At 70.7% G+C, this 24,443-nt stretch carries 20 protein-coding genes and 1 riboswitch; of the genes, 8 read left to right on the top strand and 12 right to left on the bottom strand.

The genetic code is table 11. The annotated features are described in order from the left end of the window. The first annotated feature begins 214 nt into the window (after nt 1-214). Nucleotides 215-389, top strand: a riboswitch (cyclic di-AMP (ydaO/yuaA leader). An 8-nt stretch (nt 390-397) separates the two neighbouring features. Further along, a complete protein-coding gene (locus ACH4TV_RS26115) occupies nt 398-1,609 on the top strand; it encodes an NlpC/P60 family protein (protein ID WP_398402073.1) in 1,212 nt (403 codons plus the stop codon). Between the two features lie 18 nt (nt 1,610-1,627). On the opposite strand, the gene ACH4TV_RS26110 is transcribed toward ACH4TV_RS26115, so the two are convergent. Then, complete coding sequence (locus ACH4TV_RS26110) at nt 1,628-1,981, bottom strand: hypothetical protein (protein ID WP_398402071.1); 354 nt, start codon at nt 1,979-1,981, stop codon at nt 1,628-1,630. A 426-nt stretch (nt 1,982-2,407) separates the two neighbouring features. Here ACH4TV_RS26110 and ACH4TV_RS26105 point away from each other — a divergent pair, with 426 nt between their 5' ends. Next, the gene (locus tag ACH4TV_RS26105) at nt 2,408-3,514 is read left to right on the top strand and encodes an NlpC/P60 family protein (RefSeq protein WP_398402069.1); all 1,107 of its coding nucleotides are present in this window, start codon (nt 2,408-2,410) and stop codon (nt 3,512-3,514) included. A gap of 51 nt (nt 3,515-3,565) precedes the next feature. Here the strand turns inward: ACH4TV_RS26105 and ACH4TV_RS26100 are convergent, their stop codons facing one another. After that, the gene (locus tag ACH4TV_RS26100; protein WP_398402067.1) at nt 3,566-4,342 is read right to left on the bottom strand and encodes a LuxR C-terminal-related transcriptional regulator; all 777 of its coding nucleotides are present in this window, start codon (nt 4,340-4,342) and stop codon (nt 3,566-3,568) included. Then, nucleotides 4,339-5,667, bottom strand: coding sequence for a PspC domain-containing protein (locus ACH4TV_RS26095; RefSeq protein WP_398402065.1), 1,329 nt, complete (start codon nt 5,665-5,667; stop codon nt 4,339-4,341). The genes ACH4TV_RS26100 and ACH4TV_RS26095 overlap by 4 nt, the downstream gene beginning before the upstream one ends. Nucleotides 5,668-5,810: 143 nt before the next feature. Between ACH4TV_RS26095 and ACH4TV_RS26090 the strand changes: the two genes are divergently transcribed. Together ACH4TV_RS26090 and ACH4TV_RS26085 are read left to right on the top strand one after the other, a co-directional pair. Beyond that, the gene (locus ACH4TV_RS26090; protein ID WP_398402064.1) at nt 5,811-7,319 is read left to right on the top strand and encodes a PspC domain-containing protein; all 1,509 of its coding nucleotides are present in this window, start codon (nt 5,811-5,813) and stop codon (nt 7,317-7,319) included. Next, the gene (locus ACH4TV_RS26085) at nt 7,306-7,623 is read left to right on the top strand and encodes a hypothetical protein (protein ID WP_398402062.1); all 318 of its coding nucleotides are present in this window, start codon (nt 7,306-7,308) and stop codon (nt 7,621-7,623) included. Before ACH4TV_RS26090 ends, ACH4TV_RS26085 begins: the two co-directional genes overlap by 14 nt. 65 nt (nt 7,624-7,688) lie before the next feature. Here ACH4TV_RS26085 and ACH4TV_RS26080 read toward each other — a convergent pair whose 3' ends face one another. Beyond that, nucleotides 7,689-8,219 (bottom strand): DoxX family protein, encoded by a 531-nt coding sequence (locus tag ACH4TV_RS26080; protein WP_398402060.1) that lies wholly within the window; start codon nt 8,217-8,219, stop codon nt 7,689-7,691. A gap of 174 nt (nt 8,220-8,393) precedes the next feature. Then, entirely contained in the window at nt 8,394-9,671 is a 1,278-nt protein-coding gene (locus ACH4TV_RS26075) for a hypothetical protein (RefSeq protein ID WP_398402058.1), read from the bottom strand. A gap of 221 nt (nt 9,672-9,892) precedes the next feature. Between ACH4TV_RS26075 and ACH4TV_RS26070 the strand changes: the two genes are divergently transcribed. Further along, entirely contained in the window at nt 9,893-10,774 is an 882-nt protein-coding gene (locus tag ACH4TV_RS26070) for a DUF4429 domain-containing protein (protein WP_398402056.1), read from the top strand. A 4-nt stretch (nt 10,775-10,778) separates the two neighbouring features. On the opposite strand, the gene ACH4TV_RS26065 is transcribed toward ACH4TV_RS26070, so the two are convergent. After that, nucleotides 10,779-11,576: a class II aldolase/adducin family protein gene (locus ACH4TV_RS26065; RefSeq protein ID WP_398402054.1), complete on the bottom strand. Its 798-nt coding sequence runs from the start codon at nt 11,574-11,576 to the stop codon at nt 10,779-10,781. A 134-nt stretch (nt 11,577-11,710) separates the two neighbouring features. Here ACH4TV_RS26065 and ACH4TV_RS26060 point away from each other — a divergent pair, with 134 nt between their 5' ends. Continuing rightward, a complete protein-coding gene (locus ACH4TV_RS26060) occupies nt 11,711-12,178 on the top strand; it encodes a pyridoxamine 5'-phosphate oxidase family protein (protein WP_398402052.1) in 468 nt (155 codons plus the stop codon). Between the two features lie 20 nt (nt 12,179-12,198). Here the strand turns inward: ACH4TV_RS26060 and guaA are convergent, their stop codons facing one another. Then, complete coding sequence (guaA, locus tag ACH4TV_RS26055; protein ID WP_398402050.1) at nt 12,199-13,770, bottom strand: glutamine-hydrolyzing GMP synthase; 1,572 nt, start codon at nt 13,768-13,770, stop codon at nt 12,199-12,201. 377 nt (nt 13,771-14,147) lie between these two features. On the opposite strand from guaA, the gene ACH4TV_RS26050 reads away from it, so the two are divergent. After that, nucleotides 14,148-14,414 (top strand): chorismate mutase, encoded by a 267-nt coding sequence (locus tag ACH4TV_RS26050; RefSeq protein ID WP_398402048.1) that lies wholly within the window; start codon nt 14,148-14,150, stop codon nt 14,412-14,414. A 524-nt stretch (nt 14,415-14,938) separates the two neighbouring features. On the opposite strand, the gene ACH4TV_RS26045 is transcribed toward ACH4TV_RS26050, so the two are convergent. After that, the gene (locus tag ACH4TV_RS26045; RefSeq protein WP_398402046.1) at nt 14,939-16,090 is read right to left on the bottom strand and encodes a hypothetical protein; all 1,152 of its coding nucleotides are present in this window, start codon (nt 16,088-16,090) and stop codon (nt 14,939-14,941) included. A 201-nt stretch (nt 16,091-16,291) separates the two neighbouring features. On the opposite strand from ACH4TV_RS26045, the gene ACH4TV_RS26040 reads away from it, so the two are divergent. Further along, entirely contained in the window at nt 16,292-17,338 is a 1,047-nt protein-coding gene (locus ACH4TV_RS26040) for an LAETG motif-containing sortase-dependent surface protein (RefSeq protein WP_398402044.1), read from the top strand. 102 nt (nt 17,339-17,440) lie between these two features. Here ACH4TV_RS26040 and ACH4TV_RS26035 read toward each other — a convergent pair whose 3' ends face one another. From ACH4TV_RS26035 to ACH4TV_RS26020, 4 genes are all read right to left on the bottom strand, one after another. Beyond that, nucleotides 17,441-19,234: a GMC oxidoreductase gene (locus ACH4TV_RS26035; protein ID WP_398402042.1), complete on the bottom strand. Its 1,794-nt coding sequence runs from the start codon at nt 19,232-19,234 to the stop codon at nt 17,441-17,443. 43 nt (nt 19,235-19,277) lie between these two features. Next, on the bottom strand, nt 19,278-20,909 hold the full coding sequence (locus tag ACH4TV_RS26030; protein WP_398402040.1) for a succinic semialdehyde dehydrogenase: 1,632 nt from the start codon (nt 20,907-20,909) through the stop codon (nt 19,278-19,280). A gap of 146 nt (nt 20,910-21,055) precedes the next feature. After that, a complete protein-coding gene (locus ACH4TV_RS26025) occupies nt 21,056-22,837 on the bottom strand; it encodes a protein kinase (RefSeq protein ID WP_398402038.1) in 1,782 nt (593 codons plus the stop codon). Further along, on the bottom strand, nt 22,834-24,294 hold the full coding sequence (locus ACH4TV_RS26020; RefSeq protein ID WP_398402344.1) for a diacylglycerol/lipid kinase family protein: 1,461 nt from the start codon (nt 24,292-24,294) through the stop codon (nt 22,834-22,836). Before ACH4TV_RS26020 ends, ACH4TV_RS26025 begins: the two co-directional genes overlap by 4 nt. Between the last annotated feature and the right edge of the window lie 149 nt (nt 24,295-24,443).

The following is a 24,443-nucleotide window of genomic DNA, read 5'->3' as shown; positions in this document are numbered from 1 at the left end:
TGGAGGGCGAGGATCTACCGGAGCTACCCGTGCACACTCACAGATCCGAACAATTCGCCAGAAATCATTCCGGATCGGTTTCACGAATCCACGTTTAAACCTAAGGTCACAAAAACGTATCGGACATAGCGGTCATCAACCTTCACAGGAGCCACACCAGTTGGTTAGCGTGCCCTAAGGCCGCTCGAACCCCACCGGCGAACGTCGCCGGGCCGCGCGGCCTCCGCCGAGTCCGATCGTGCCGCCCTGTGCGGCAGGAGCCGGGGACCCACCGAAAACCTGGGGTGAATCGGTCCGACTGCCGTCCAGGGCAAGGACCGTAGGGCAACCCTTCCGAATCACCCGCCCGAACCCGACAGCTAACCCGGTAGGCGGAACATGGAAGGAGTCGCCTCCCTTGGCGTCGTCGCACCGCAAGTCGCGTCCTGCAGGAACGCGCGTAGCAGGCATACGGACCCCCGCCCTCGCCACGGCGGCACTGACCTCCGTGGCCCTGCTGTCCCAGACCGCCACCGCCGCGCCCACGGAGCCCACGACACCCCCGGCACCCTCGGCCGACGACCAGCCGAGCATGGAGGAGGTCGAGGCGAAGATCGGCGACCTCTACCGCCAGGCGGAGTCGGCCACCGACAAGTACAACGGCGCCAAGGAGAAGACGTCCAAGCAGCGCAAGCGCGTCGACACCCTGATGGACGACGTGGCCCAGCGCACGCAGAAGCTCAACGACGCGCGTGAGGAGCTGGGTTCGTTCGCCGCGGCCCAGTACCGCACCGGGTCCGCCGCCCCCGACACGGCGACGTTCCTGCTCGCGGACGACCCGCAGGACTACTTCGACCAGAACCAGCTGATGGACCGCCTGACCGCCCGCCAGAAGGGCTCGGTCGACGACTACGTCACCCAGCAGGCCGAGACGACGCGGATGCGCCAGGAAGCCACCGCGAGCCTCGAATCGCTCACGGAGGCCCAGGACGACCTCCAGACGACCAAGACCGCCGTCCAGACGAAGCTCGCCCAGGCCCGTCAGCTGCTCTCCCGCCTCACCGCCGAGGAGAAGCTGCGCCTCGCGGCGATCGAGCGGGAGAAGCAGACGGAGGCCCGCCGTCAGGCGCAGGAGCTCGTCCGCCAGCAGCAGGCGGCGGAGCAGCAACGCCAGCAGGAGGCCGCAGCGGCGGCAGCCGCGGCGGCCCAGCAGCCGACGGGCGGCAGCACCCCGGACACGTCGACGCCGACGGTCACCGACTCCTCGTACGCCGCCAAGGCCGACAAGGCCCTCACCTTCGCACGCGCACAGATCGGCAAGCCGTACGTCTGGGGCGCGACCGGCCCGGACTCGTACGACTGCTCGGGCCTCACCCAGGCCGTCTGGAAGGCTGCCGGAGTCGACCTCCCGCGCACCACCTACGACCAGGTGAACGCGGGCACGACGGTCTCACTCTCCGACATCCAACCCGGTGACCTGGTCTTCTTCTACGACGACATCAGCCACGTCGGCCTCTACATCGGCAACGGCATGATGATCCACGCGCCGAAGCCGGGCACGTACGTCCGTGAGGAATCGATCTTCTACGACGGCGAGTCGGCGATCCACAGCGTGGTGCGCCCCGCCTGAGGGTTCGGTCAGGTCGGGTCAGGTCCAGAGCACGGCAATGAAGATGTTCGCTGTGGTGAACAGGCCCACCAGACCGAACAGACGCTTGTCCACGGTCTCCTCGTCGCGCTGCACATAGACGAGGCCGAGGATCACGATCAGCAGGGCCAGCTTCACGCCGATCTTGACGTTGTCGACCGGCTGGTCGTCGGCCTGATTGAGGCCCACCAGGGCGACACCGGTGACCAGCATGGTGAACGCGCCGTGCAGCATCGCCGGCACGAAGCGGGCCGTGCCCTGCCCCATCGCCTTCAGCTGGGTGAGAAACCCGCCCAGGAGCGAGGCGATGCCGATGATGTGCAGGCCGACGAAGAGATGGATGAGTACGTCCATGGCCCGGAGCCTAATCAGAGGCGCCCGCACGACCTGACACCGGGCCGGGCATGGGGTGCTCCGGGATCTCGCATATATGCACCCCATAGCACTGTGTCACCGTCGCGTGTCCCGGAAGCGCCGCATCGGTCAGTCGACTGCGTGAAGTCGGCGGCGGCGGACCGCGATCACGGTCGCATACGGTCACCCGGCGATCGGCTCACGCCAGTTCCGCACATGGCGTTACCCCCACGACACACTCAGGTTTAGCGTCCTCCACCAGGTGCCCGGCTCCCCACCGCCGCCCGGGCCAGGGGCGGCAGTCGGACACCACCGCCGAGAAAGTCCGGCGGCGGACCGCTCCCCCTGTGCGAGCCGCCGCCGGACGCGCGACCGCCCTCCTGGGGTCCGCTTCCCGGCGGTCGTACGAAAGGACGTGACGCCCCGGTGGCAGCGCACCGCAAGCCCCGACAGCGCTCGCTCAACGGCAGTACGGCCCGCACCGCCGCGACGATCGCCCTCGCGGGCGCGGCGACGGCGACCGGCTTCGACGGCATCGGATACGCCGATCCACAGCTGACCGCGGCGCAGGTCGAGGCCAAGGTGAACAAGCTGTACGAGGAGGCGGAGGTCGCCACCGAGAAGTACAACGGCTCGAAGGAGAGGGCCGAGCGGGCGGAACGGAGGCTGGAGAACCTGCGCGACGAGGCGGCGCGCAAGGAGGAGGGGCTCAACTCGGCCCGGGAGGCGCTGGGTTCGATGGCCGCGGCGCAGTACCGCTCCGGCGGTCTCGACCCCGCGCTGCAACTCGCCCTCTCCGACGACCCCGACCGCTACCTGGACGGGGCCGCGTTCGCCGAACGGGCGGGCAGCAGACAGTCGTCGGACGTGGCCCACGTACGCAAGCAACTGCGGGAGATCGAGCAGCTGCGCGGGGCGGCCCACGTCGAACTGACCTCCCTCAAGTCCCGCCAGGCCGAGCTGAACCGCCACAAGAAGACGGTCACCGGAAAACTGGGCGAGGCCCGCCAACTGCTGTCCCGCCTCAGCTCGGAGGAACGCGCCCGGCTCGCGGCGGACGACGGAAGCTGGGGCGGCGGGCATGCCTCCCGGTCGTCGGGGGGTGCGCGGGACGGGCTCGGGGCAGCCGGAGTCGCTGACGCCACCGCGGCAGCTGGGGCAGCCGGAGTCGCCGGGGCGCCCAACTCGCGTGCGGCGGAGGCCGTTTCGTACGCCTACCAGAAGCTCGGGAGCCCCTATGTGTGGGGCGCGACCGGCCCGGACGCCTTCGACTGCTCGGGCCTCATGCAGGCCGCGTACCGCTCCGCCGGCATCTCCCTGCCCCGCACGACCTACGCCCAGATCAACGCCGGCCAGCGGGTCTCACGGTCCGAACTCCTCCCCGGCGACCTGGTGTTCTTCTACTCGGGCATCAGTCACGTGGGCCTCTACGTAGGCCGCGGACAGATGATCCACGCCCCGAACCCCTCGGCACCGGTACGAGTGGCACCTCTGGACGAGATGCCGTTCGCGGGGGCCACGAGGGTGGTGTGAGCGGCCGCGCGGTGCCCCCGGGTCCCTCCTGACCTACGAGGCGCCCTGCCCCTAGACGAGCCGCCGTGCCGTGGCCCACCTCGTCAGCTCGTGCCGGTTCGACAGCTGGAGCTTCCTGAGGACCGCCGACACATGCGACTCCACCGTCTTCACGGAGATGAAGAGCTGCTTGGCGATCTCCTTGTACGCATAGCCCCGGGCGATCAGCCGCAGCACCTCCCGTTCCCGCTGGGTGAGACGGTCGAGGTCCTCGTCCACCGGCGGGGCGTCCGTGGACGCGAACGCGTCCAGTACGAACCCGGCGAGGCGCGGCGAGAACACCGCGTCGCCGTCCTGGACGCGGAAGACGGAGTCGACGAGGTCCGCGCCGGTGATCGTCTTCGTGACGTATCCGCGCGCACCGCCCCGGATCACGCCGATGACGTCCTCCGCCGCGTCCGAGACGGACAGCGCCAGGAAGCGGACCGGCTGCTCAGGGTCGCCCATCAACGGGGCGCAGCGGCGCAGTACTTCAACACCGCCGCCGCCCGGCAGATGCACGTCGAGAAGGACCACCTCGGGCCGGGTGGCGGTGATGACGGTGACCGCCTGGTCGACGTCGGCGGCCTCGCCGACCACCTCGACGCCGGTCCGCTCGGTCTGCCCGATCTCGGCCTGTACGCCCGTACGGAACATACGGTGGTCGTCGACGAGAACGACACGCACCCGCCGCCCGTCCGCATCGCCGCTGCCGCCGCCCACTGGCTCTGCGGACCGGGCAGGTTCAGTGGTTCCTGCCGGCTCGGCCGACTCGGATGCCGGCCTGCTCTCCCCGTGCGCGTCACTCATGACGTACTCTCCGCCCTCTCCATCTCCAGCTCGACCTCCGTGCCGCCGTCCGGTACCGCGCGCAGTCGCGCCGTACCGCCGTTGCGCTCCATGCGGCCGATGATCGATTCTCGGACGCCCATGCGGTCGGCGGGTATGGAGTCGAGGTCGAAGCCGGGTCCGCGGTCCCGGACGGACACGAAAACCGTCCTGCCCTCGACCTCGGCGTAGACCTGCACCGCACCGCCCTCGCCACCGTACTTGGCGGCGTTCACCATTGCTTCCCGCGCGGCCTGCATCTGTGCGCCGGTTCTGTCGTCGAGCGGGCAGTCGCCGACGACCACGACCTCTATGGGGACGCCGTGCTTGTCCTCGACCTCGGCCGCGCTGCGCCGCACCGCCTCGGCCAGGGTGGTGGGTTCGTCGGCCTCGTCCTTGCCGGTGCCCTCCGGTTTGTAGAGCCAGTTGCGCAGTTCGCGCTCCTGGGCGCGTGCGAGGCGGCGCACCTCGTTCGCGCTCTCCGCGTTGCGCTGGATCAGGGTCAGGGTGTGCAGCACCGAGTCGTGCACATGGGCGGCGACCTCAGCACGCTCCTGGGCGCGGATGCGCATCAGACGCTCCTCGGAGAGGTCCTGGGTCATGCGCACGAGATACGGACCGGCGAGCAGCGCTATCCCGACCAGCACGGCGAGCGCGGCCTGGAGGACCGAGCCGAGGTGGGCGGCGGAGCCCTGAAGGACGAAGATGCCGGACACACCCGCCGTGACCAGCATGACGCCGGCCGCGGCGCGGACAAAGGTGAGGGTGCGCCGACGGCGGCCGGCCTCCATCCAGCGGGCCCGCCGGGCGTTGTCCGCCTGACGCCAGACCAGGGCGACGCCGGCGGCGACGAGCACGGTCGGGAACAGATAGGCCTTGGCGCCCCCGCCGAGGTTCACGTTGCCGACGAAGACCATGGCCACGACGACCATGAGGAGCAGGGCGACGATCTGCCCCTTGTCCGGCTTGCGGGCGACGAGTCTGCGGCGGCCGTCGGGCGAGCTCTCGGTGCTGACGAGGGAGGGGGGCCGCTGGGCCTCGACACCACCCATACCGAGCGGGACGAAGAACCAGAAGGCCGCATAGAGCAGCGCACCGAGTCCGTCCGCCATGAACAGGCCGACGAACATGAGGCGCAGCCAGATCACGGGCAGCCCGAGATGCCCGGCGAGCCCCCGCGCCACGCCTCCGAGCCAGCGTCCGTCGCTGCTGCGGTAGAGCTTGCGCGGGGGCCGCGGTTCGACGAGTGGCAACGCAGCGGCTTCCGGCATGCCATCGATGTTCACACGCCCGGCGGGCCCGGGCATCAGGGTCCGCCCCCGAGACTCCCCTGATCTTCGAGCCCGCCGGCCGTCGAACGCTTCCCCCGTCCCGACTCAGGGCCGAAATCAGGGTTCACCCAGGGTCATTCCGACTGCCGCCGGGCCGCCCCGGGCGTCACCATGGACGCATGACAGATCACTCGCACGCCGCGACGGGTCCGGGACCCGGCTCCGGCCCTCGCCCCACCCCGGGCGCCGGGCCGCAGGATGCCGTGCCCGCCGCGGCAACCCCGTCGCCCACAGAGAAAGGGGAACCGCGCACGCCCGGGCACGCGTACACGGGAGCGGGCGCGGGTGCGTACGCGAGTTCCCATCCGACCGGGGCAACCGCCGTGGAGGAGGCGGTCGCCGAACAGCTGGCGACTCCACCGGCCGCGTTCCGGCGCGAGCGGCGGCACAAAATGCTGGGCGGGGTGTGCTCGGGACTCGGGCGGCACTGCGACATGGACCCGGTGATCTTCCGGATCACGCTCGCGGTGCTCTCCGCCACCGGCGGTATCGGCCTCATCTTCTACGGCTTCGCCTGGCTGTTCGTGCCGTACGACGACGAGGAGGAGAACGAGGTCCGCAAGCTGCTCACCGGCCGGGTGGACGGCCAGGCGCTGACGGCCGTGCTCTTCGCGCTGGTCGGCTGCGGTGTGTTCCTGACGATGCTGAAGAACGGCGGGGTGCTGTCCTTCGCCGTCATACTCTCGATCCTCCTCGCGGGCGCCGGCTACTGGTCGCGCAACCGCGGGGCCCCCGACCCCGACCCGCTGGCCGTCCAGGCCGTCGCCGACGCCCCCCCGGAGGCCCAGGCGCCCCCGGTCCCCTCCGCCCGCCCCTCCTGGTGGCGCGACCCCATCGTCAAGGACGGCACACACGTCGGCGGTACGGGGTATCTGTGGGGCCCGCACAACACCCGCGACCGGGACGTCGCGGCGGCGGTCAACATCGCCCACGGCAACTTCGGCGGCCTGCACCCCGGCATACGGACCGAATGGCCCCGCCCACCGAAGCCGCGCGGCCCGCGTTGGATCGGCGGCTGGATCTTCCTGCTCGCCCTCCTCGCAGGCCTTGTCGGAACAGCCCTGAAGTGGGACGACCAGGCACTCGCCACCAGCTTGCAGACCGGCCTGGCCTGCGCACTGACGGTGTTCGGCGTCGGCATCGCCGTCAGCGCGTTCCTCGGCCGTACCGGAGCGGGCTCGGTCTTCCTGGCGATCGTCACGGCGGCTCTGCTGGCGGGCTCGGCCGCACTGCCCAAGGACATCAGCACCCACTGGGTGCGTACGGAATGGACACCGGCCGCGGTGGCGGACGTACAGCCGAGATACGACCTCGGCACGGGCGTCGCCACCCTGGACCTGACCCGGCTGCGCCTCACCGAGGGGCAGACGGTGACGACGGCGGTCGAGGTGGGAGTGGGCCGGATCGAGGTGATCGTGCCGAAGGGCATGACGGTGGAGGCGGAGATCGAAGTGGGCATAGGTGACATCCAGTTGCCCGGCGACGACCAGCAGGACCTGGACGTGGCACCGGGCAAACGCAAGCAGGTGACACTGTCGCCGGCGACCGGCGGTGCCGACGCCGGCACGGTCGACCTCGACCTCGGAGTCGGCCTGGGACAGGCGGAGGTGACCCGTGCTACGTCATGAGTTCCAGCCCGGAAAGCTGATCGCGGGCATCTTCGTCGCCATCGCCGGTGTCACCTATGTGGGCGACGCGGGTGACGCCTGGGAGACACCCTGGTTCGCGGTGATCCCGCTCCTGGTGTTCGGCCTGACCCTGGCAGCCGCGGTGGCCCTCCTGACCGGGGCGATACGCCGCGCGAGAACCCGCCGAGCGGCGGCTACGACGACCGACGACGGCACGGAGAGGGGGGCAGGCACGGAGGCGACGGAGACCACGGGACCGTCAGAGCCGTCAGAGCCGTCAGAACCGACGGAGATACCGCACTGACCGGCTCCCCGCCCACCATCCACACCCCACCCTCACGCGCACCGACCCGCACCGACCCTCGACGACTATCGATACCCCCCGGCCCGCTGTCGCCGTCGTGCCCGCAGGGCGGCGTCCACGGAGAAGACGGAGGCGCCTGCGAGGACCAGGGGGAGCCAGGCCATCAGGTAGGGAAGATCATTGCCGTAGTAATACGGGTCGGAGGCCCAGCTCACCGTCAGCCAGAGGCTGAGGGAGATCAGCGCGCCGCCGACGGCAGCCAGCCGGGCGAGCAGTCCGAGCAGTGTGCCGATGCCGACGGCCAGTTCGCCGATGGCGATGGCGTAGCCGAAACCGGCGGGGTTCTTGAGGGCGAGGTCCACCAGGGCCGGGATCGCGGAGGAGTCCCGGACCGTGCGCATCAGATCACCGACCGAGCCTGACCCGGAGTCGGTGAAGAAGGAGCTGTCGGTGAGTTTGTCCAGGCCGGCGTAGATGAAGGTGACGCCCAGGAAGACGCGCAGGGGCAGCAGGGCGTAGCGAGTGGCGGCGTCCCGCCAGTCCCGGTCGCCGTCGCGATATGGAGGATGCGTGTCCGTACGAGTGCTGTGAGTCATCGCCCCTAGCCGCCTCTCGCCCGCCGTACGTTGACCCCTCAACAGACGATACGTACGACAGCGTGACCTCGCTCACTACCAGTCGGCCATTTTTCGGGCTTATGTCTGGGTGCGGAGCCCTCGGTCGGGCGCCGGACCCTCAGTCGGATGGCAACCCGTCAGCACGTCAGTCCCTCAGTCCGTCACGTCGATCACGCACCGGTTCGTCTCCACGCCCGCGGCGGTCACCACCTGGACCTCCACCCGGCCCGGCTCCACGTCCGCCGGTACCGGCACCGTCAGTACCTCGTCGCGGGGGTTGCTGAAGCCGCCGGGTACCGGGACGAGGGGGACGTGGACGTGGACCGGGCCGATGCGGACGACCATGCGGGACAGCCGGTCGGCGGTTCCCGCGCCCGGGGGCACGAAGCCGGCGCCGCGGATCTCGATGTCGTCGCCGGTGCGGATGGGGCCGTCCAGGTCGCCCGCCTCCCGGGACCGGACCACCGAAAGGATCACCGGTCGGCCGCCCTCCGCGTACTTGCCGGCCACATAGGTCGCCGCCGACACCAGCACCACCACCGCCAGCCCCCACGGCAGGTCCGGCAGCTGATCCGGGCGCCGGGCCAGCCGTACGACCGCGAAGAGGAGAGCGACCGTGCCGATCATCACGTACTGGATGTCCGCGAAGGTGCCGCGGCCCGCGTCGTCCGTCAGGAGGTCGGCGGCGCGGGGTCGGTCCGCGCGTACCTTCTGGAGGCGTTGGCCGAGGACGCGCAGGCCGACGACCCTGCGGACCAGCACAGCGATCGCGCACACCACCGCGAGGACGGTCACGACGCCCGCGCCCCGGGCGAGGTCGAGGCCGGCGATCAGCGCGTCGCGTTGCTCGTGGCCGGAGGCCGCCGCCAGCCGGCCCACCAGCACGAGGACGGCGTACGCCACGAACACGACCCAGCCCGCCGCCACCACACGGGACGTCGACAGCCGGTTGTCCTCGCCGATCAGGGGCGCCAGCGCCCCGCCCCGCGCCCGGTGGAACCAGGACGCGGCGGTCAGCGCACCGCCGACCAGTACCGCGGCCACCAGTCCGGCGGTCCGCGCGGACGTCCAGCCCGCCCCGATCGCGGTGAGTGCCTGCACGAGCAGCAGGACGCCGATCAGCGCCCACACCGTGAAGGCCGTCCGGCGCCACAGCCGTACGAGCCACACCTCGCCCTCGGCCCGGCCCCGCTCGGCGACGATCGCCGCGGACTGGGTCAGTTCGTCCGAGACCCACTGGCGGGAGGCCGAGGCCGAATGGGCCACCGCGGCCGGCAGCCCGTGCCCGGCCGCGAAACCGTCCCGCATGAGGAGGAACTCGGCGACCGCGCGCCGGTGCCCCGTACGCGCCCCGTGCGGGCAGTCCCCGCAGGTGCAGCCACCCCCGTGGTCCCCGGGCAGCACACCTTGCCTAGCCTCCTGCACCGCCACGCCCGACGCCTGCCTTCCCGCACCCGATGCTGAACCACCCCAGCGGATCGCCACCCGAACCGCACACCCGAACCGCACAGCTGACCGCCGTACAAGTCCCCGACGACGACAGCGAATTGTGCCCTACGTAACACCCCCCGTGTACGGCAGGTCGGCCCGGGCAGGGGAAAGGGCGAGTGAAAGCGCGACCCCCGTGTTGACCCGGCTGCGAGAATTTGCGTATGGCCGAGATCATCCAGCGGGACGGGGCCTGGGCCTTCGACGGCAGCACGGTCCGGATCACGCCGGGGCTCCACCGTTCCGTGCCGCTGTTCCGGCAGACGTACGGCGAGGTCGCCGTGCCTCTGGAGGCCGTCGCGGGCATCGTCTACGAACCCGAACGCAAGCGCGGACGGCTGCGCCTGAGACTCCGCGAGGGCGCCGACCCGCTGCTCCAGGCGACCGGCGGACGGCTGCCGGACGCGGCGGACCCGTACCGGCTGAGCGTGGACATCGACCGGTCCGGCGTCGCCGAGTACGTCGCCGAGGAGATCCGCCACGCCCTGCTCCTGGACCAGGTTCCCAAGGAGCCGGCGAAGGCGTATCTGCTGCCGGGCCCGCCCGTGCCGGTGTCGGTGCGGTCCAGCGACGGCATGGTGTCGTTCGACGGTACGCAGGTGCGCATCGACTGGGCCGACACCGCCGACCGGATAAAGCGGGCCACCGGCCCCCGGATCATCTCCACGCACGATCTCGTCCAGGTCGACTGGCTGCCCAACTCCGGCTACGAGGACGGCTTCCTGCGCTTCGTGACCCACGGGACGGTGTTCTCCAAGCTGCCGCCGGAGAAGGACCCGTACGCCCTCGACCTCTGGGGCAGCACCCGTCGCGACCTGCTCACGGCGCTCGTCGCGGCCGCGGTCACCGCCCGGCTGCCGCATCCCTCCACCCGCGCGGTCGACCACGCGGAGCGGCCCGGGCTCGCGCCCGCGATCCCGCCGCAGTCCGACCATCACGACGTACTGCTGCGCAGGCTCCGGGAGTTGGGCGCGCTGCACCGCGAGGGTGTGCTCACGGACGAGGAGTTCACGGCCACCAAGGCCGCGGTCCTCCGGGGTTTCTGAGCCGTCAGCTCAGCAGATCCGGCTCGCTCCTGCTGATGTCCTGCCACAGTGGCTGGTAGTTGATCCACGCGACCAGGTCCCCGCCGAGCTGCTCCCGGGTGGCGACCGCCTGCTTGTGGTCGATCAGGATGGGCCGGCCCGCCGCCCGTGCGGTGAGCTGCACCTGGCTCGACCGTTCCATCGACAGGAACCACCAGGCCGCCGCGTCCACCGAGCAGCCCACCGTGAGCAGCCCGTGGTTGCGCAGGACGAGGGCCTTGCGGGAGCCGAGGGCGGACGCGATCCGCCGGCCCTCGTCGGCATCGACGGCCACGCCCGTGTAGGTGTCGTAGAGCGCGTGGTCCTCGTAGAAGGCGCAGCTCTCCTGGGTGATCGGGTCGAGGAGGGCGCCGAGGGTGGAGAGGGCGCGGCCGTGCACCGAGTGGCAGTGGGCGACGGCGACGACGTCCGGGCGGGCGGCGTGCACCTGGGCGTGCACCGTGAAGGCGGCCTGGTTGATGTGGTAGCGGCCCTCGATGACCTGGCCGTCCTGGTTGGCCAGGACGAGGTCGCTCACGGTGACGTGCTTGAAGGGCATCCCGAACGGGTTCACCCAGAAACAGTCGCTGTACTCCGGGTCGCGCGCGGTGATGTGCCCCGAGACACCGTCCTCGAAGCCGAGCCGGCCGAACAGCCTCAGCGCGCCGGCCAGCCGTTCCTTGCGGTGTCTGCGCTCGTCGTCGAGCGATTCGTACATGGGCGGCATCGCGAACTGCAGCTGGTCGGTGGGCAGCGGCGGCAGGGGCGGCGTGGGCCCGTGCATAGGTCCTCCAGCACTGGGTTCCTTTACGGAGCGGAAGTTACCGTCGGTCCGCGCAGGAGAACAGGGATGTTTGCAAAGAGATACCGTCGAATACACGTCAATAGATGTCCGGTATCCACGGCAGACTCGGTTCCATGAACTGGGCAGTATTCACCACCACGGAACCCGACCTGGCCACAACCGTCGAAGAGCGCTTCGGCGCCTTCACCCACCACACGCTCGCCACCCTCCGCAAGGACGGCTCGCCGCGCACCACGGGCCTCGAAATCCGGTTCCTGCACGGCGAGTTGTGGCTCGCGATGATGCCGGACTCGCTCAAGGCACGGGACCTGCACCGCGACCCCCGCTTCGCTCTCCAGGCGAACCCCGGCCCGGGGACGGAGATGGGCGGGGGCGATGTACGGATCAGCGGGCGGGCGTACGAGGTGGAGGACCCGGCGGCCAAGGCCGCGTACACCGAAAAGGTGGAACCGCCGGAGCCGTTCCACCTCTTCCGTACCGAGCTGACGGAGGTCGTGAGGACCTACGTCGAGGACGAGAAGTACCTGGTCGTCCAGATCTGGCAGCCCGGAGAGCCCCTGCGCACGGTCAGGCGCGCATAGGGCCTACTCCCACTCGGGGCCTACTCCCACTCGATCGTCCCCGGGGGCTTGCTGGTCACATCGAGGACGACGCGGTTGACGTCCGCGACCTCGTTCGTGATGCGGGTCGAGATCTTCGCCAGGACCTCGTACGGGAGGCGGGACCAGTCGGCGGTCATCGCGTCCTCGGAGGAGACCGGGCGCAGGACGATCGGGTGGCCGTACGTACGGCCGTCGCCCTGGACGCCGACGCTGCGCACGTCCGCGAGGAGGACCACCGGGCACTGCCAGATGTCGCGGTCGAGGCCGGCGGCGGTCAGTTCCTCGCGGGCGATGGCGTCGGCCTCGCGGAGGAGGTCGAGGCGGTCCTTGGTGACCTCGCCGACGATCCGGATACCGAGGCCGGGGCCGGGGAACGGCTGGCGCTGGACGATCTCCTCCGGCAGGCCCAGTTCCTGGCCGACCATCCGGACCTCGTCCTTGAAGAGCTGGCGCAGCGGCTCGATGAGCTCGAACTCCAGGTCTTCGGGCAGCCCGCCCACGTTGTGGTGGGACTTGATGTTGGCGGTGCCGGTGCCGCCGCCGGACTCGACCACGTCGGGGTAGAGGGTGCCCTGCACCAGGAAGGCGACCTCGGGACCCTCGTCGGCGATGATCTCGGCCTGTGCCTGTTCGAAGACGCGGATGAACTCGCGCCCGATGATCTTCCGCTTCTCCTCGGGGTCGGAGACCCCGGCGAGCGCGTTCAGGAACCGCTCCTCGGCGTCGACGACCTTCAGCGTGACGCCGGTCGAGGCGACGAAGTCCTTCTCGACCTGCTCCGTCTCGCCCTTGCGCATCAGCCCGTGGTCGACGTAGACGCAGGTCAGCTGGGAGCCGATGGCCTTCTGTACGAGGGCTGCGGCGACCGCCGAGTCCACGCCGCCGGAGAGGCCGCAGACGGCGCGCTTGTCGCCGACCTGCTCGCGGATCAGCGCGACCTGTTCTTCGATGACGTTGCCGGTGGTCCAGGACGGGGCCAGGCCCGCGCCCCGGTACAGGAAGTGTTCGAGTACCTGCTGGCCGTGCGTGGAGTGCATGACCTCGGGGTGGTACTGGACCCCGTACAGCTTCTTCTCGTCGTTCTCGAAGGCGGCGACCGGGACGACGTCCGTGGACGCGGTGACCGAGAAGCCCTCGGGGGCGGCGGAGCAGGCGTCGCCGTGCGACATCCACACCGACTGGCCGTCCGGGGTGCCCTCGAAGAGGGTGGAGGACGGCTTGGTGACGGCCATCTGCGTACGGCCGTACTCGCGGGCTCCGCTGTTGTCGACCGTGCCGCCGAGGGTGGTCGCCATCAGCTGGAAGCCGTAGCACATGCCGAAGACGGGGACGCCGGCCTCGAAGAGGGCGCGGTCGACGCTGGGGGCGCCCTCCGCGTACACCGACGAGGGGCCGCCGGAGAGGATGATCGCCGCCGGGTTCTTGGCGAGCATCTCCTCGACCGGCATCGTGCTCGGCACGATCTCGCTGTAGACCCGGGCCTCGCGGACTCGGCGGGCGATGAGCTGGGCGTACTGCGCACCGAAGTCGACGACCAGGACGGTGTCGGGGGCGGGGGTCGCTGCTGACACGGGGGCCTTCCGGCGGTTGGGCGGGGTCTTGTGGGGGCGATTCTACCGGGGTGGTCGTGGGACACCGTGCCGTCTCCTGGGGGCTCCGCCCCCAGACCCCCGGACCTGCGCCCACCCACCACCCGTCTCGGTCGGACAAAAGGGCGCCCCACCACGCCATGCCATACTGACCCCCATGCTCACGCACCCGACCTTCCTCTTTACCTATGGCAACCGGCCCCCCGGCTGCCATGGTCGTGCTGCTTGAGCAACTGACAAGCGACTTCCCAGGCGCCCCGGGCCGACAAGGCCCGGGGCGTCTGACGTTTCCGGGCCCGCCGGACCGGGGTGTCTCCTCCACCCGATCTCACCCGTTCCCACCCGACGAGGAGCCCCGAATGACCATCACCGACGCCGGCCAGACCCCCGACGTGATCACCGGCGCACGTGAGCGCATCGACGCGCTGGACGACCGGATCATCGGTCTCATCCAGGAACGGATGGCCGTGTCCGCCGTGATCCAGGAGACACGGATCGCCTCCGGCGGGCGGCGCGTGAACCTGTCCCGGGAGATGGACATCCTCAGCCACTACAGGGACGCGCTGGGCAAGCCCGGGACCTCTCTCGCGATGACCCTGCTGGAGCTGTGCCGGGGCCGGATCTGAGGTCGCAACTGAGTTCGGGCGCCGTCTCACCCCCTGCGGCGCGTGACCGTCGTGCTGGGTCTTCGTTGGTACCGGTGTCCGTGTCAGCCAGGGGCGGGCCCGTACACACCACGCGTGGCTCCAGGGTTGTGACCGGACGGCAGGGGACAGCAGTCCGGTCACCCCGGAGAACGGTCGGCGCCGGGGACGCCCGGGGTCGGCCGGCCGGTAAAGAGCAGGATCAAAAAGTACAAGGCCGGGTCAAAAGGTTGCGTACTCCGTGACCTTCCAGCACGATGCAAGAACAACCCCAAGTCCTTTAGCAGGCAACTGCATTGACTTGTGATCCCTGACTTCCATTGGTCGAGACCAAGCGTGCGCCCCCTGTACGCCGGGGCGCCGACCGGTGGGTACAGACCAACATGCGGCGCAACCCCCCGGCGCCGCCTCCCCCAGGCACCGGCGCTGCCCTGACGCCGGTGCTGACGGAGAAGGGCCCCGCGGCTCCGCCCCGCGGGGCCCTTTGCCGTGCCCGGCGGGGCGACTCACGAACGCGTGACGGTCCCGCAGCTGCCGTCGTCCACTTCGCCGCTGCGGTCGTAGGGGTCGATGGTGGGGCCGGTGGGGTCGGCGCCCTCGGGGGCGACGTCCGAGTCGAAGTTCGGGTGGAGATAGCCGTCGAACACGTCGCAGGCCGAGTTGCCGATCGAACTGTCGTAACGCACGACGCCGACCGTCCCGGGAGCGACCTGGTACTTGGCCGGGTCGTAGAGCTCGGTGTCGAGAACCCGGCGCACGATGGTGCGGGCCACCTCGGTCGCGCCCGCCTCGGCGTGCACCACGGGGTAGACGAAGGTGTAATCCGCGCGGACGACGACGGTGCCGCGTTCGCCCGCCTCGAACGTCATCCGTCCGCGGGTCTTGATCACGTCACCGGCCGGGCGCACCTCGGCGGGGTCGAACCGGCTGAACATCCACAGCGGATCACGCTTTTCGTCCGGTGTGCGCAGGCCGGTGTTCAGCAGACCGAGCAGGTCCTTCTGGGCGGGGTCGATCACTTTGAGCGCTGCTTCGGGACGTCCGCCGCGCAGGGTGGCCGGGTTGAGGTTCGCGTCGACCAGGAGCTGCTTGGTCAGCCGCAGCGCCCCTTCCACCTGGGCCTTCGACAACGAGCCCACAGCCCTGGCCGGCGGCAGGACGATTCCGGCCGCGCCGTCGGAGTACTGCTCTGCGGGTGATCCGGCGAACGGCCTGGCGAGGGTCGGGACATCCGGGTCCACCGCCGAGGGCGCCGCGGACGGCGCGGCCGTCTCGTCGGGCAGCGGCGAGGCGTCGGAGGTTCCGTCCGACGGGGCGGAGCCGAAGGGGTCGCCCGGGAGCAGCGACGGCTTCATGGCCACCACGGCGACGGCGATCGCCAGGGGCACGCCGACCACCGCCCACAGGCGACGGCGCCTGGCCGCCCGGTCGTTCGCCCGCTGCCGGGCGGGGTCGGTGCGCCAGCCCGCGGGCTGTTCGCCGCGCGCGTCCTGCTGGCGCAGCCGTTCGGTGACCATGCGCGCCCGCGCGGACGGTTCCTTCTGCGCGGAGGCACGGATGTTACGCTCGGAGTCGCGGGCGAACTGCTCCCATATGTCGTCGGGAACCGACAGCTCGGGCTCTTCGGACGGCTTCCCGCCGGACTGGTTGTCAGACACGAGGGATATTTCTAGGCGATCAGGAAGCGGATCCACAACCGCGCCCGCCCAAAACCCCCGGGCCAGCCACATGTGACCCAGCACACATAAGTTTCCTGTGAGGGAAGAGCAACCATTCACAGCTGTCGCATGTCACACGTTCAGAACCAGGAGCCACATCCGTGGCCCGCGCCTGGACGTCCTGAAGGTCTTGAGGTCTTTATGAAGCTTCGCCGTGCCATGGCCGCAGCAGCGGCGACGGCTGTCATAGCCCCGCTGGCTCTGCTGTCCGCGCCCGCCGCGTTCGCCACCGAGTCACCCTCGGCGTCGCCGACGGAGACGGTCGTCACGGAGATCCCCTCGCAGTCCCCGACCGACACCGCGCCGGCGACCCCCTCGGACCCGCCGGCGTCCGACACGGCCAAGCCGTCCGACGTGCCGTCCTCCAGCACTTCGCCGAGCGCGAGCACGAGTGTGTCCGCCTCGTCCTCCCCGTCCGACTCCGCCTCCCCGTCGGCCTCCGCCTCGACCTCGGCCGAGCCCAGCGAGGAGCCGACGGATCCGGACGTCCCGTTCTGCGAGGACCTGGACGAGGACTACAGCAACGCCCAGGTGTCCGCGGACATCAAGGGCCTGCCGGGCAAGATCGTCGCGGGCGACGGCTTCCACCCGTTCGAGCTGGTCGTCAAGAACGACTCGAAGGCCGACCTCAAGGGCGTCGCCTTCTACGCCGAGGTCGAGAACTACGAGCTCGACGAGGCCAAGTTCCTGAGCCCGTACGTCGACCTGGAGTTCAAGAACCCCGAGACCGGCAAGTGGGACCGGATCGGCGACGACGAGTGGGCCGGCGACTACTTCTTCTACGTCGAGAAGCTGAAGGCCGGGGCGAGCAAGTCCGTCGACCTGCGCGTCAGCATCGACGCCAAGGCCCCCGCGGGTGACGCCTACTCCTTCGGTTCCGGCGCCTACGTCGACAACGTCGACGGCCAGGACTGCATCGCCGAGGGCTGGGCCCAGTACGACTTCGAGGTCCTGAAGGCCGGCTCCTCGAACACCGACCCGGGTACGGCGACGCCGAGCGACAACGACCCCAAGGACTCGGTCCAGAAGCCCCAGGGCAGCGTCTCCGACCTGCCGACCGGCAACCTCGCCGAGACCGGCTCCAGTTCCGCCCTGCCGATGATCGGCCTCGTCGGCGGTGTCGCCATCGTCGCCGGTGCGGGCGCGGTGTTCGCGATGCGTCGCCGGAAGGCGGGCACCGAGGCGTAGTCCGCCTCCGCAAGAACAAGAGAAGGACCTGCGCTCGGAGGGGGGCGCGGGTCCTTCTCTTAATTACGTGGGCTTCATTACGTGTGCTTCTCCGTACGGCCGCTACGACAGCTTCTTCGGCACCGTCGGTATCCCCAGGAACGGCAGCCGCAGCGCGCCGAACGCCTCCGCCGGGACCGCCGGTGCCTTCGGCTCGACGGGCCGCAGACGCTCGTATGCGGCACCCTGCGCCGGACGCGGGTCCGTCTCGCCGCTGTTGGGCCAGTACGACATCGCGCGTTCGGCCTGGGCGGTGATCGTGAGGGACGGGTTGACGCCCAGGTTCGCGGAGACCGCGGCGCCGTCGACCACCGAGATGCCGGGGTGGCCGTAGAGGCGGTGGTACGGGTCGATCACCCCCGTCTCCCGTGAGTCGCCGATCGGACAGCCGCCGAGGAAGTGGGCGGTCAGCGGCATGCCCATCAGCTCGCCCACGTTGCTGCCGGCGAAGCCGTTGATCTCGGCGGCGATGGCCGACGCGCTCTCCGTCGCCGCCCTGATCTGCTTGGGGTTGGGGGCGCCGTGGCCCTGACGGGCCGTCAGCAGGCCTTTGCCCGCGCCCTTCGGCTTCAGGTAGGTGGTCAGGGAGTTGTCCAGGGACTGCATCACCAGGGCGATGATGGTCCGTTCCGACCAGCGGCGGTTGGAGATCGAGCGGAGGACCAGCGTCGGGTGGCGTGCCGCGTTCGCCAGCCAGCCGAGAACCCTGGACGAGCCTTCCGCGTACGGGACTTGGACGATCGACATGCCGCCCATCGAGTTCGAGCCCTTGCCGTAGCGGACCGGCTCGATGTGGGTGTTCTCGTCGGGATGGAACGAGGACGTGATGGCGACCCCGCGCGTGAAGTCGACCTTCGCCTCGCCGGTCGCCCTGCGGTAGCGGCGGTTGTCGGTCTGGGCGCCGACCAGCGCCTCCGAGTTGGTACGGGTCAGCTCGCCCAACCGGTCGGAGAGGTAAGGGAGTTGACCGCCCGCCTTCATCCGGTGCAGCAGGGTCTGGGTGCCGTACGTGCCGGCCGCGAGGACCAGGCGCGGGGCCGTGAAGGTACGCCCCTTGCCCTTCCGCCTGCGGTCCGTCGGGAGCGTGGCGACCGCGTAGCCGCCGCGTGAGTCGTCCGTGACGGACACGACCGTCGTCAGGGGGTGGACGACCGCGCCCGCCTTCTCTGCCAGGTAGAGGTAGTTCTCGTTGAGGTTGTTCTTCGCACCGTGCCGGCAGCCCGTCATGCACTCACCGCACTCGGTGCACGCCTTGCGGGCGGGCCCGGCACCGCCGAAGTACGGATCCGGGACCTCCTCCCCCGGCGCCGCCTTCACCCCGCGCCCCTCTCCCTCTCCGTCCGCGCCGTCTCCGAAGAAGACGCCCACCGGCGCCAGATGGTAGGTGTCGCCCACGCCCATCCGCTCGGCCGCCGCCTTGAGGTGGACGTCGGACGGCGTCGTCGTCGGGTTGAGCCGTACGCCGAGCATGCGCCGGGCCTGGTCGTAGTACGGGCTCAGCTCCTCCTGCCAGTCCGTGATGTCACGCCACTGGGGGTCGTCGAAGAACGGCTTCGGCGGTACGTAGAGGGTGTTGGCGTAGTTCAGCGAACCGCCGCCGACACCCGCGCCCGCCAACACCATCACGCTGCCCAGCAGATGGATGCGCTGGAGGCCGTACATGCCGAGCCTGGGCGCCCAGAGGTAGTTCTTCAGGTCCCAGGAGTTCTTGGGGAGCGTGGCGGGGGTGAAGCGGCGGCCCGCTTCCAGTACGCCCACCCGGTACCCCTTCTCGGTGAGGCGCAGGGCGGTGACGGAGCCGCCGAAACCTGAACCGACGACGATGACGTCGTAGTCGTAGGCGTGGTCGTCGGACACGTGCTCTCCTCGTTTGCTCTCTTCGTTGAGAACAGGAACCTGCTCAGCGCAGCCTGAGTGCCTTCATGACCCGCAGGCTCCTGCTCATGAACTCCGCGTACTTCTCGTCGTCCATGCCCAGCGCCGGGGCCAGCGGCAGCAGGCGCTGCTGGGCGACCGTCTGGGCCTCGGTGAACTTGAGGATGCCCTCGGAGCCGTGGCGGCGGCCGAGGCCGGAGTCCTTCATGCCGCCCATGGGCGACTGGACGCTGCCGTACGCGGCCGCGTAGCCCTCGTTGACGTTGACCGTGCCGCAGCGCACGCGGGCGGCCACAGCGTGGCCGCGGGCGGCGCTCTTCGTCCAGACCGAGGAATTCAGGCCGTACGGGGTCGAGTTGGCGAGGGCCACCGCCTCGTCGTCCGTCTTGAAGCGGTAGATGGAGACGACCGGGCCGAAGGTCTCCTCCGAGCAGACGGCCATCGGGGTCTCGACGCCGTCGAGGATGGTCGGCTCGTAGAAGTACGGGCCGACGTCCGGACGGGCCGTGCCGCCCGCGACGACCTTCGCGCCCTTTGCGACCGCCTCGTCGACGTGCCGCGTCACCGCCGCCAGCTGGCTCTCGCCGGCCAGCGAGCCCATGTCGGCGCCGTACGCCAGGGACGTCCCGAGCCGCATCGCCTTCGTACGGGCCGCGAAGCGCTCGACGAACGCGTCCGCGATCGACTCGTGGACGTACAACCGCTCGATGGAGACGCAGAGTTGGCCGGCGGAGGAGAAGCAGGAGCGGACCGCGCCCGCCGCCGCCTTCTCGATGTCGGCGTCCTCCAGGACCAGCATGGCGTTCTTGCCGCCGAGTTCGAGCGTCACCCCGACCAGGCGCGCGGCGGCGCTCTGCGCGACCTCGCGGCCGGTGCGGGTGGAGCCGGTGAAGGAGACGTAGTCGGCGTGCTTGACGACCTCGGGGCCGACGACCGGGCCCTCGCCGAGGACGACCTGGAAGGCATCGGCGGGCAGCCCGGCCTCGATGAGGAGGTCCCGGGCCCAGAGGGCCGTCAGGCAGGTCTCCGTGTCCGGCTTCATCACCACCGCGTTGCCCGCCACGAAGGCCGGGAGCGCGTCGCCGACGGAGAGTTCGAGGGGGTAGTTCCAGGGGGCGATCTGGCCGACCACGCCGCGCGCGTGGCGCAGTTCGGTGACCTTAGTGAGGACGGGCATCGCGCCGGCGTGCCGCTTCGGCTTCAGGTACCGGGGAGCCGTGCGGCCGTAGTGGCGGGCGACCACGGCGACGGCCTGGACCTCCTCGTGGGCGTGGAGGCGGGCCTTGCCGGTCTCCAGCTGGATGAGGTCGAGCACCTCGGCCTGGCGTTCGAGCACCAGGTCGTGGAAGCGGAGCAGCACGGCGGCGCGCTGCCGTACCGGGGTCTGCTCCCAGACGGCCTGGGCCACGCGGGCCCGCTCGTACGCCTTCTCCACGTCCGCGGGGGTGGACTCGGGCAGGTCGGCCAGCTTCTCGCCGGTGAACGGGGTGTGGTTGGCGGTGCGGCCGGAGCCGACGACACCCTTGGTGAGCTGGGCGACCAGCTCGGGCGTGACCACGTCCGCGGCGGTGCGGGCGCCTGTGGGCGCGAGGGCCAGGGGGTTCGTGCCGGTGGGGGCGTCGGTGCCGGGCTTTACCGGGGCCTGCGAGTCCGTCATGAGCCGCAGCGTATGACGGACTCGGAGGCTTTGGGTACCCATGGGTAACCCGGATTCACCGAGTACGCACATCGAGCGCGCATGCCGCCAGTGAGCGCTGGCAACGAATCCGCTGATCAGGGCGTTGGCCGATCGCCTCTGGCTCGCTACTGCCCGATGTCGAGCTGGTCGCGCGCCCCCTTGAAGACTTCCATGCCGCGCTTCTCGTTCGCCGTCCCCTTGGGCATGTCGACGCGCAGCTCGTACAGCCTGCCGTCGCCGGTCAGGATCTCCACCTGCATGACCCGGACGAGCCTGCCCTCGGTGTCGTACGTGGTGTCGGCCTGGACGGCCTCGTAGCCGTCGACGGTCGTGTCGGTGTACTGGGTGCGCGACTCGCCGTATCCCGACCAGATCTCGGCGGCCTTCTGCGCCTGCCCCAGGGGCGAGCGGGGGGCCTTGTCCCACAGGGTGAGGCGGACCTGGATGGCCTCGTCGTTGTCGTAGATCGCCATCCGGGGCTGGTCGTCGATGTCGCCCTGCTCGTGGAAGCGGACGTACTGGCGGGGGAGGGCGAGGACCGCCTTCAGGTCCTTCTCCTCGTGGGCCAGCCAGCTGCCGAGGGTGGGGAGGGCCTCGGTCGGCGCGGGGACCGAGGTCGGTCCGGCGTTCGGGGTGCCGTGCGGCTCCCCTCCCGCGACCGCCGTGTCTTGGCCGGTGGTCTCGACGATCGTCCCCTCGAACACCATGCCCACGGCCACGAGCGCGCCGGCGACTCCCAGGGCCACGAGGGCCGTGCGCAGGGGGCGGCGGCGACGCGTCGGTTTCGGGGCGGGCAGCGAGGCGGGGCGGGTTTCGGGGGACGGCACGGGTACGGGTGTGCCGGGCGCCGGTGTGTCCGCCCCGGAGACGGGCAGGGCAGCGGGGACGGAGGCGGCCCCGGAAACGGGCGCGGAAACAACAGACCCGGACTCAGGCACGGAAACGGGCGCCGGGCCGTCAGCCTTCAGCCGTACCGTCCCCGCGTCGTCCGCGAACTCCCTTATACCAGAGGCATCCTGAGACTCCGTCACCTCACCGCGTTCCTGGGCCTTCGGGAGCGGCCAGCCCTTCGCCACCGCTTCCAGGGCCGCCGTGACCTCGTCCGCGTCGGGGCGCTCGGCGGGGTCCTTCACCAGGAGCCGTACGAGTAACGGGCCGAGCGGGCCCGCCTGTTGGGGCTTGACCGGCTCGGCGGCGAGGATCGCGGCGAGCGTGGACTCCAGGGTCGTACGGCGGAAGGGGGACCAGCCCTCGACGGCCGCGTAGAGGAGGACACCGAGCGACCACAGGTCGGAGGACGGGCCGGCGCCCTTGCCCGACATGCGTTCGGGGGCGATGAACTCGAGGGAGCCGACGAACTCCCCGCTCATCGTGAGGGATTCCTCGCCCATGATGTGGGCGATGCCGAAGTCGGTCAGGACGACCCGGCCGTGCTGCCCGATCAGGACGTTGGCGGGCTTCACGTCCCGGTGGACGATCCCGACGGAGTGCGCGGCGCGCAGCGCGCCGACCACCGCGAGGCCGATGCGCGCGGACTCCGCGGGCTTGAGGGCGCCGCGCTGGAGCACCTCGTGCAGGGACTCGCCGCGCACCAACTCCATGACGATCCAGGGGAGTCCGTCCTCGACGACGACATCGTGGACGGAGACGGCGGACGGATGGTCGACCCGCGCCGCGGCCCGCACCTCCCGGTGGAGACGGTGGGCGATCCGCTGATGGGCGGCGTCCTGCGGGTCCCCGGGCAGCCTCGGCTGCTTGACGGCGACCTCCCGCTCGACGAGCTCGTCCCGGGCCCGCCACACCGTGCCCATGCCGCCGGAACCGATGCGCTCGGTCAGCCGGTACCGGCCACCGACCAGCCGGCCCGGCCCGTCCTGGGTTCCCCCGCCTTCCCCTCTGTTGCTCATACCCCATCACTACCGTGCGAGGACGACGCTTGTCGACGCCGGTTCAGAGCGTCCGTCGTACGGCGAGGCAGTGCCGTACGTCCCACCGTCGCCGCGAGCTTGCGCAGCCGCCGCCAGTCCATGGGGGGCGTGGGTGCGGGAACGCCGGGCCGGTGGCGGGGGACGCGGACGCGCAGGGCGCCCGGTTCGACGCGGCAGCGGACGGGCGTGGGCAGGAGGAGGGCCTCGCCGTCAAGGCCGACCTCGATCTCGGGCCGGTCGGCCTCGATGACGACCTCGCGGGCGGTGACGGCTGTCAGGCCGGTGGCGTACGTGCCGAGCAGCAGTTCGGCGGCCTGGGCCGCGTCCTCCACCTTGATGCCGAGCACCCCGAGGACACCGGCGTCGAGGCGCTCTCGGCGGCCGACGCCGATCAGATCGTCCATGCGGTAGCGGTTGTTGCTGACCAGCACGGCCTGCGGCGCGTGGACGACCGTTTCCCCGTCCTGTGCTTCCGACTGCGGGTACGCCCGTGCGGTCAGCGTCGCGCCGCGCTCGTAGGAGAGCAGCTCGGGCAGCAGACCCAGGGTGGTGCCGACCTTGTCGTCGCGGTAGGCGGGGCTCTGCACGATCGCCGCGTACGCGCCGAAGGAGGCGTTGTTGACGAAGGGGCGGCTGTCGGTCGTACCGCCCGTGGAGGTGTCGAGGAAGCCGAGGTCGACGCGCATTTCCACGCCGCCCCGGTCCGTGAGGGCGTCGAGGCAGGCCGCCGGGTCGTCGCGGTCGAGGCCGAGGTCCATGGCGAAGTGGTTGCGGGTACCGGCGGACACCACCAGGAAGGGGAGCCCGTGTGCGGCGGCGACGCCCGCGACGAGGGCCTGGGTGCCGTCGCCGCCGGCCACGCCGAGCAGATCCGCGCCGGCCGCGACGGCCTCCCGGGCCAGCGCGACGACGTCCTCGGGTTCCGGCTTGTCAGGGTCGAGAAGGTGGACGCGGGCGCCGAGCCGTTCCGCCTTCTCGCGCAGCGCGAACCGGTCGACCTTGCCGGCGCCGGAGCGCGGATTCATGACGAGGAAGGGGCGGACGGGCGCGGGCGACTCGTACTCGCGGACCGGCACGACATGGGAGCCGGTGCTGCTCAGCGCGGTTTTCCCGGCCCATACGGCGATGCCCCACAGGGCGAGCGAGGCGATCGCCGGCCCCAGCAGGTTGGCGGCGGCGAAGAGGGCTATCACGCCGACGGGGGTGGCGACGGCGAGCACGGCCGCCGCGGCCCGGACGAGTCCGCGCCGGGCGAGCGCCCACCACAGGGCGGCGGCGGTGAGCACGGCCCCGCCGACTCCGACCACCGCGAGCAGCAGGCTGCCCATGCCCGCGTACCCGATCGGCAGCAGGACGGCCAGCCCGGCGGCCCCGAGCGCGCCGCGCGCCGCCCATCGCTGCCGGGCATGCGCACGCCCGTACAACTCCATGCCCATGTCCATGCCCATGCCGACGTTTTAGCAGAGTTTGTATTACGGCCGTGCGCGAGAGGAACAAAGCGGGCATTCGAGAGTGACCCGGCTCACCCTGCTGAGCAGGGAGATCACGGTGCTCTTACCTTGAAGGCACGAACAGGTCACGGTAT

It is taken from the genome of Streptomyces sp. NPDC020898 (genome assembly GCF_044333925.1).
Classification (GTDB): domain Bacteria; phylum Actinomycetota; class Actinomycetes; order Streptomycetales; family Streptomycetaceae; genus Streptomyces.
The sequence above is the reverse complement of the archived record's forward strand: the minus strand, read 5'-3'. Positions and strand labels throughout refer to the sequence as shown.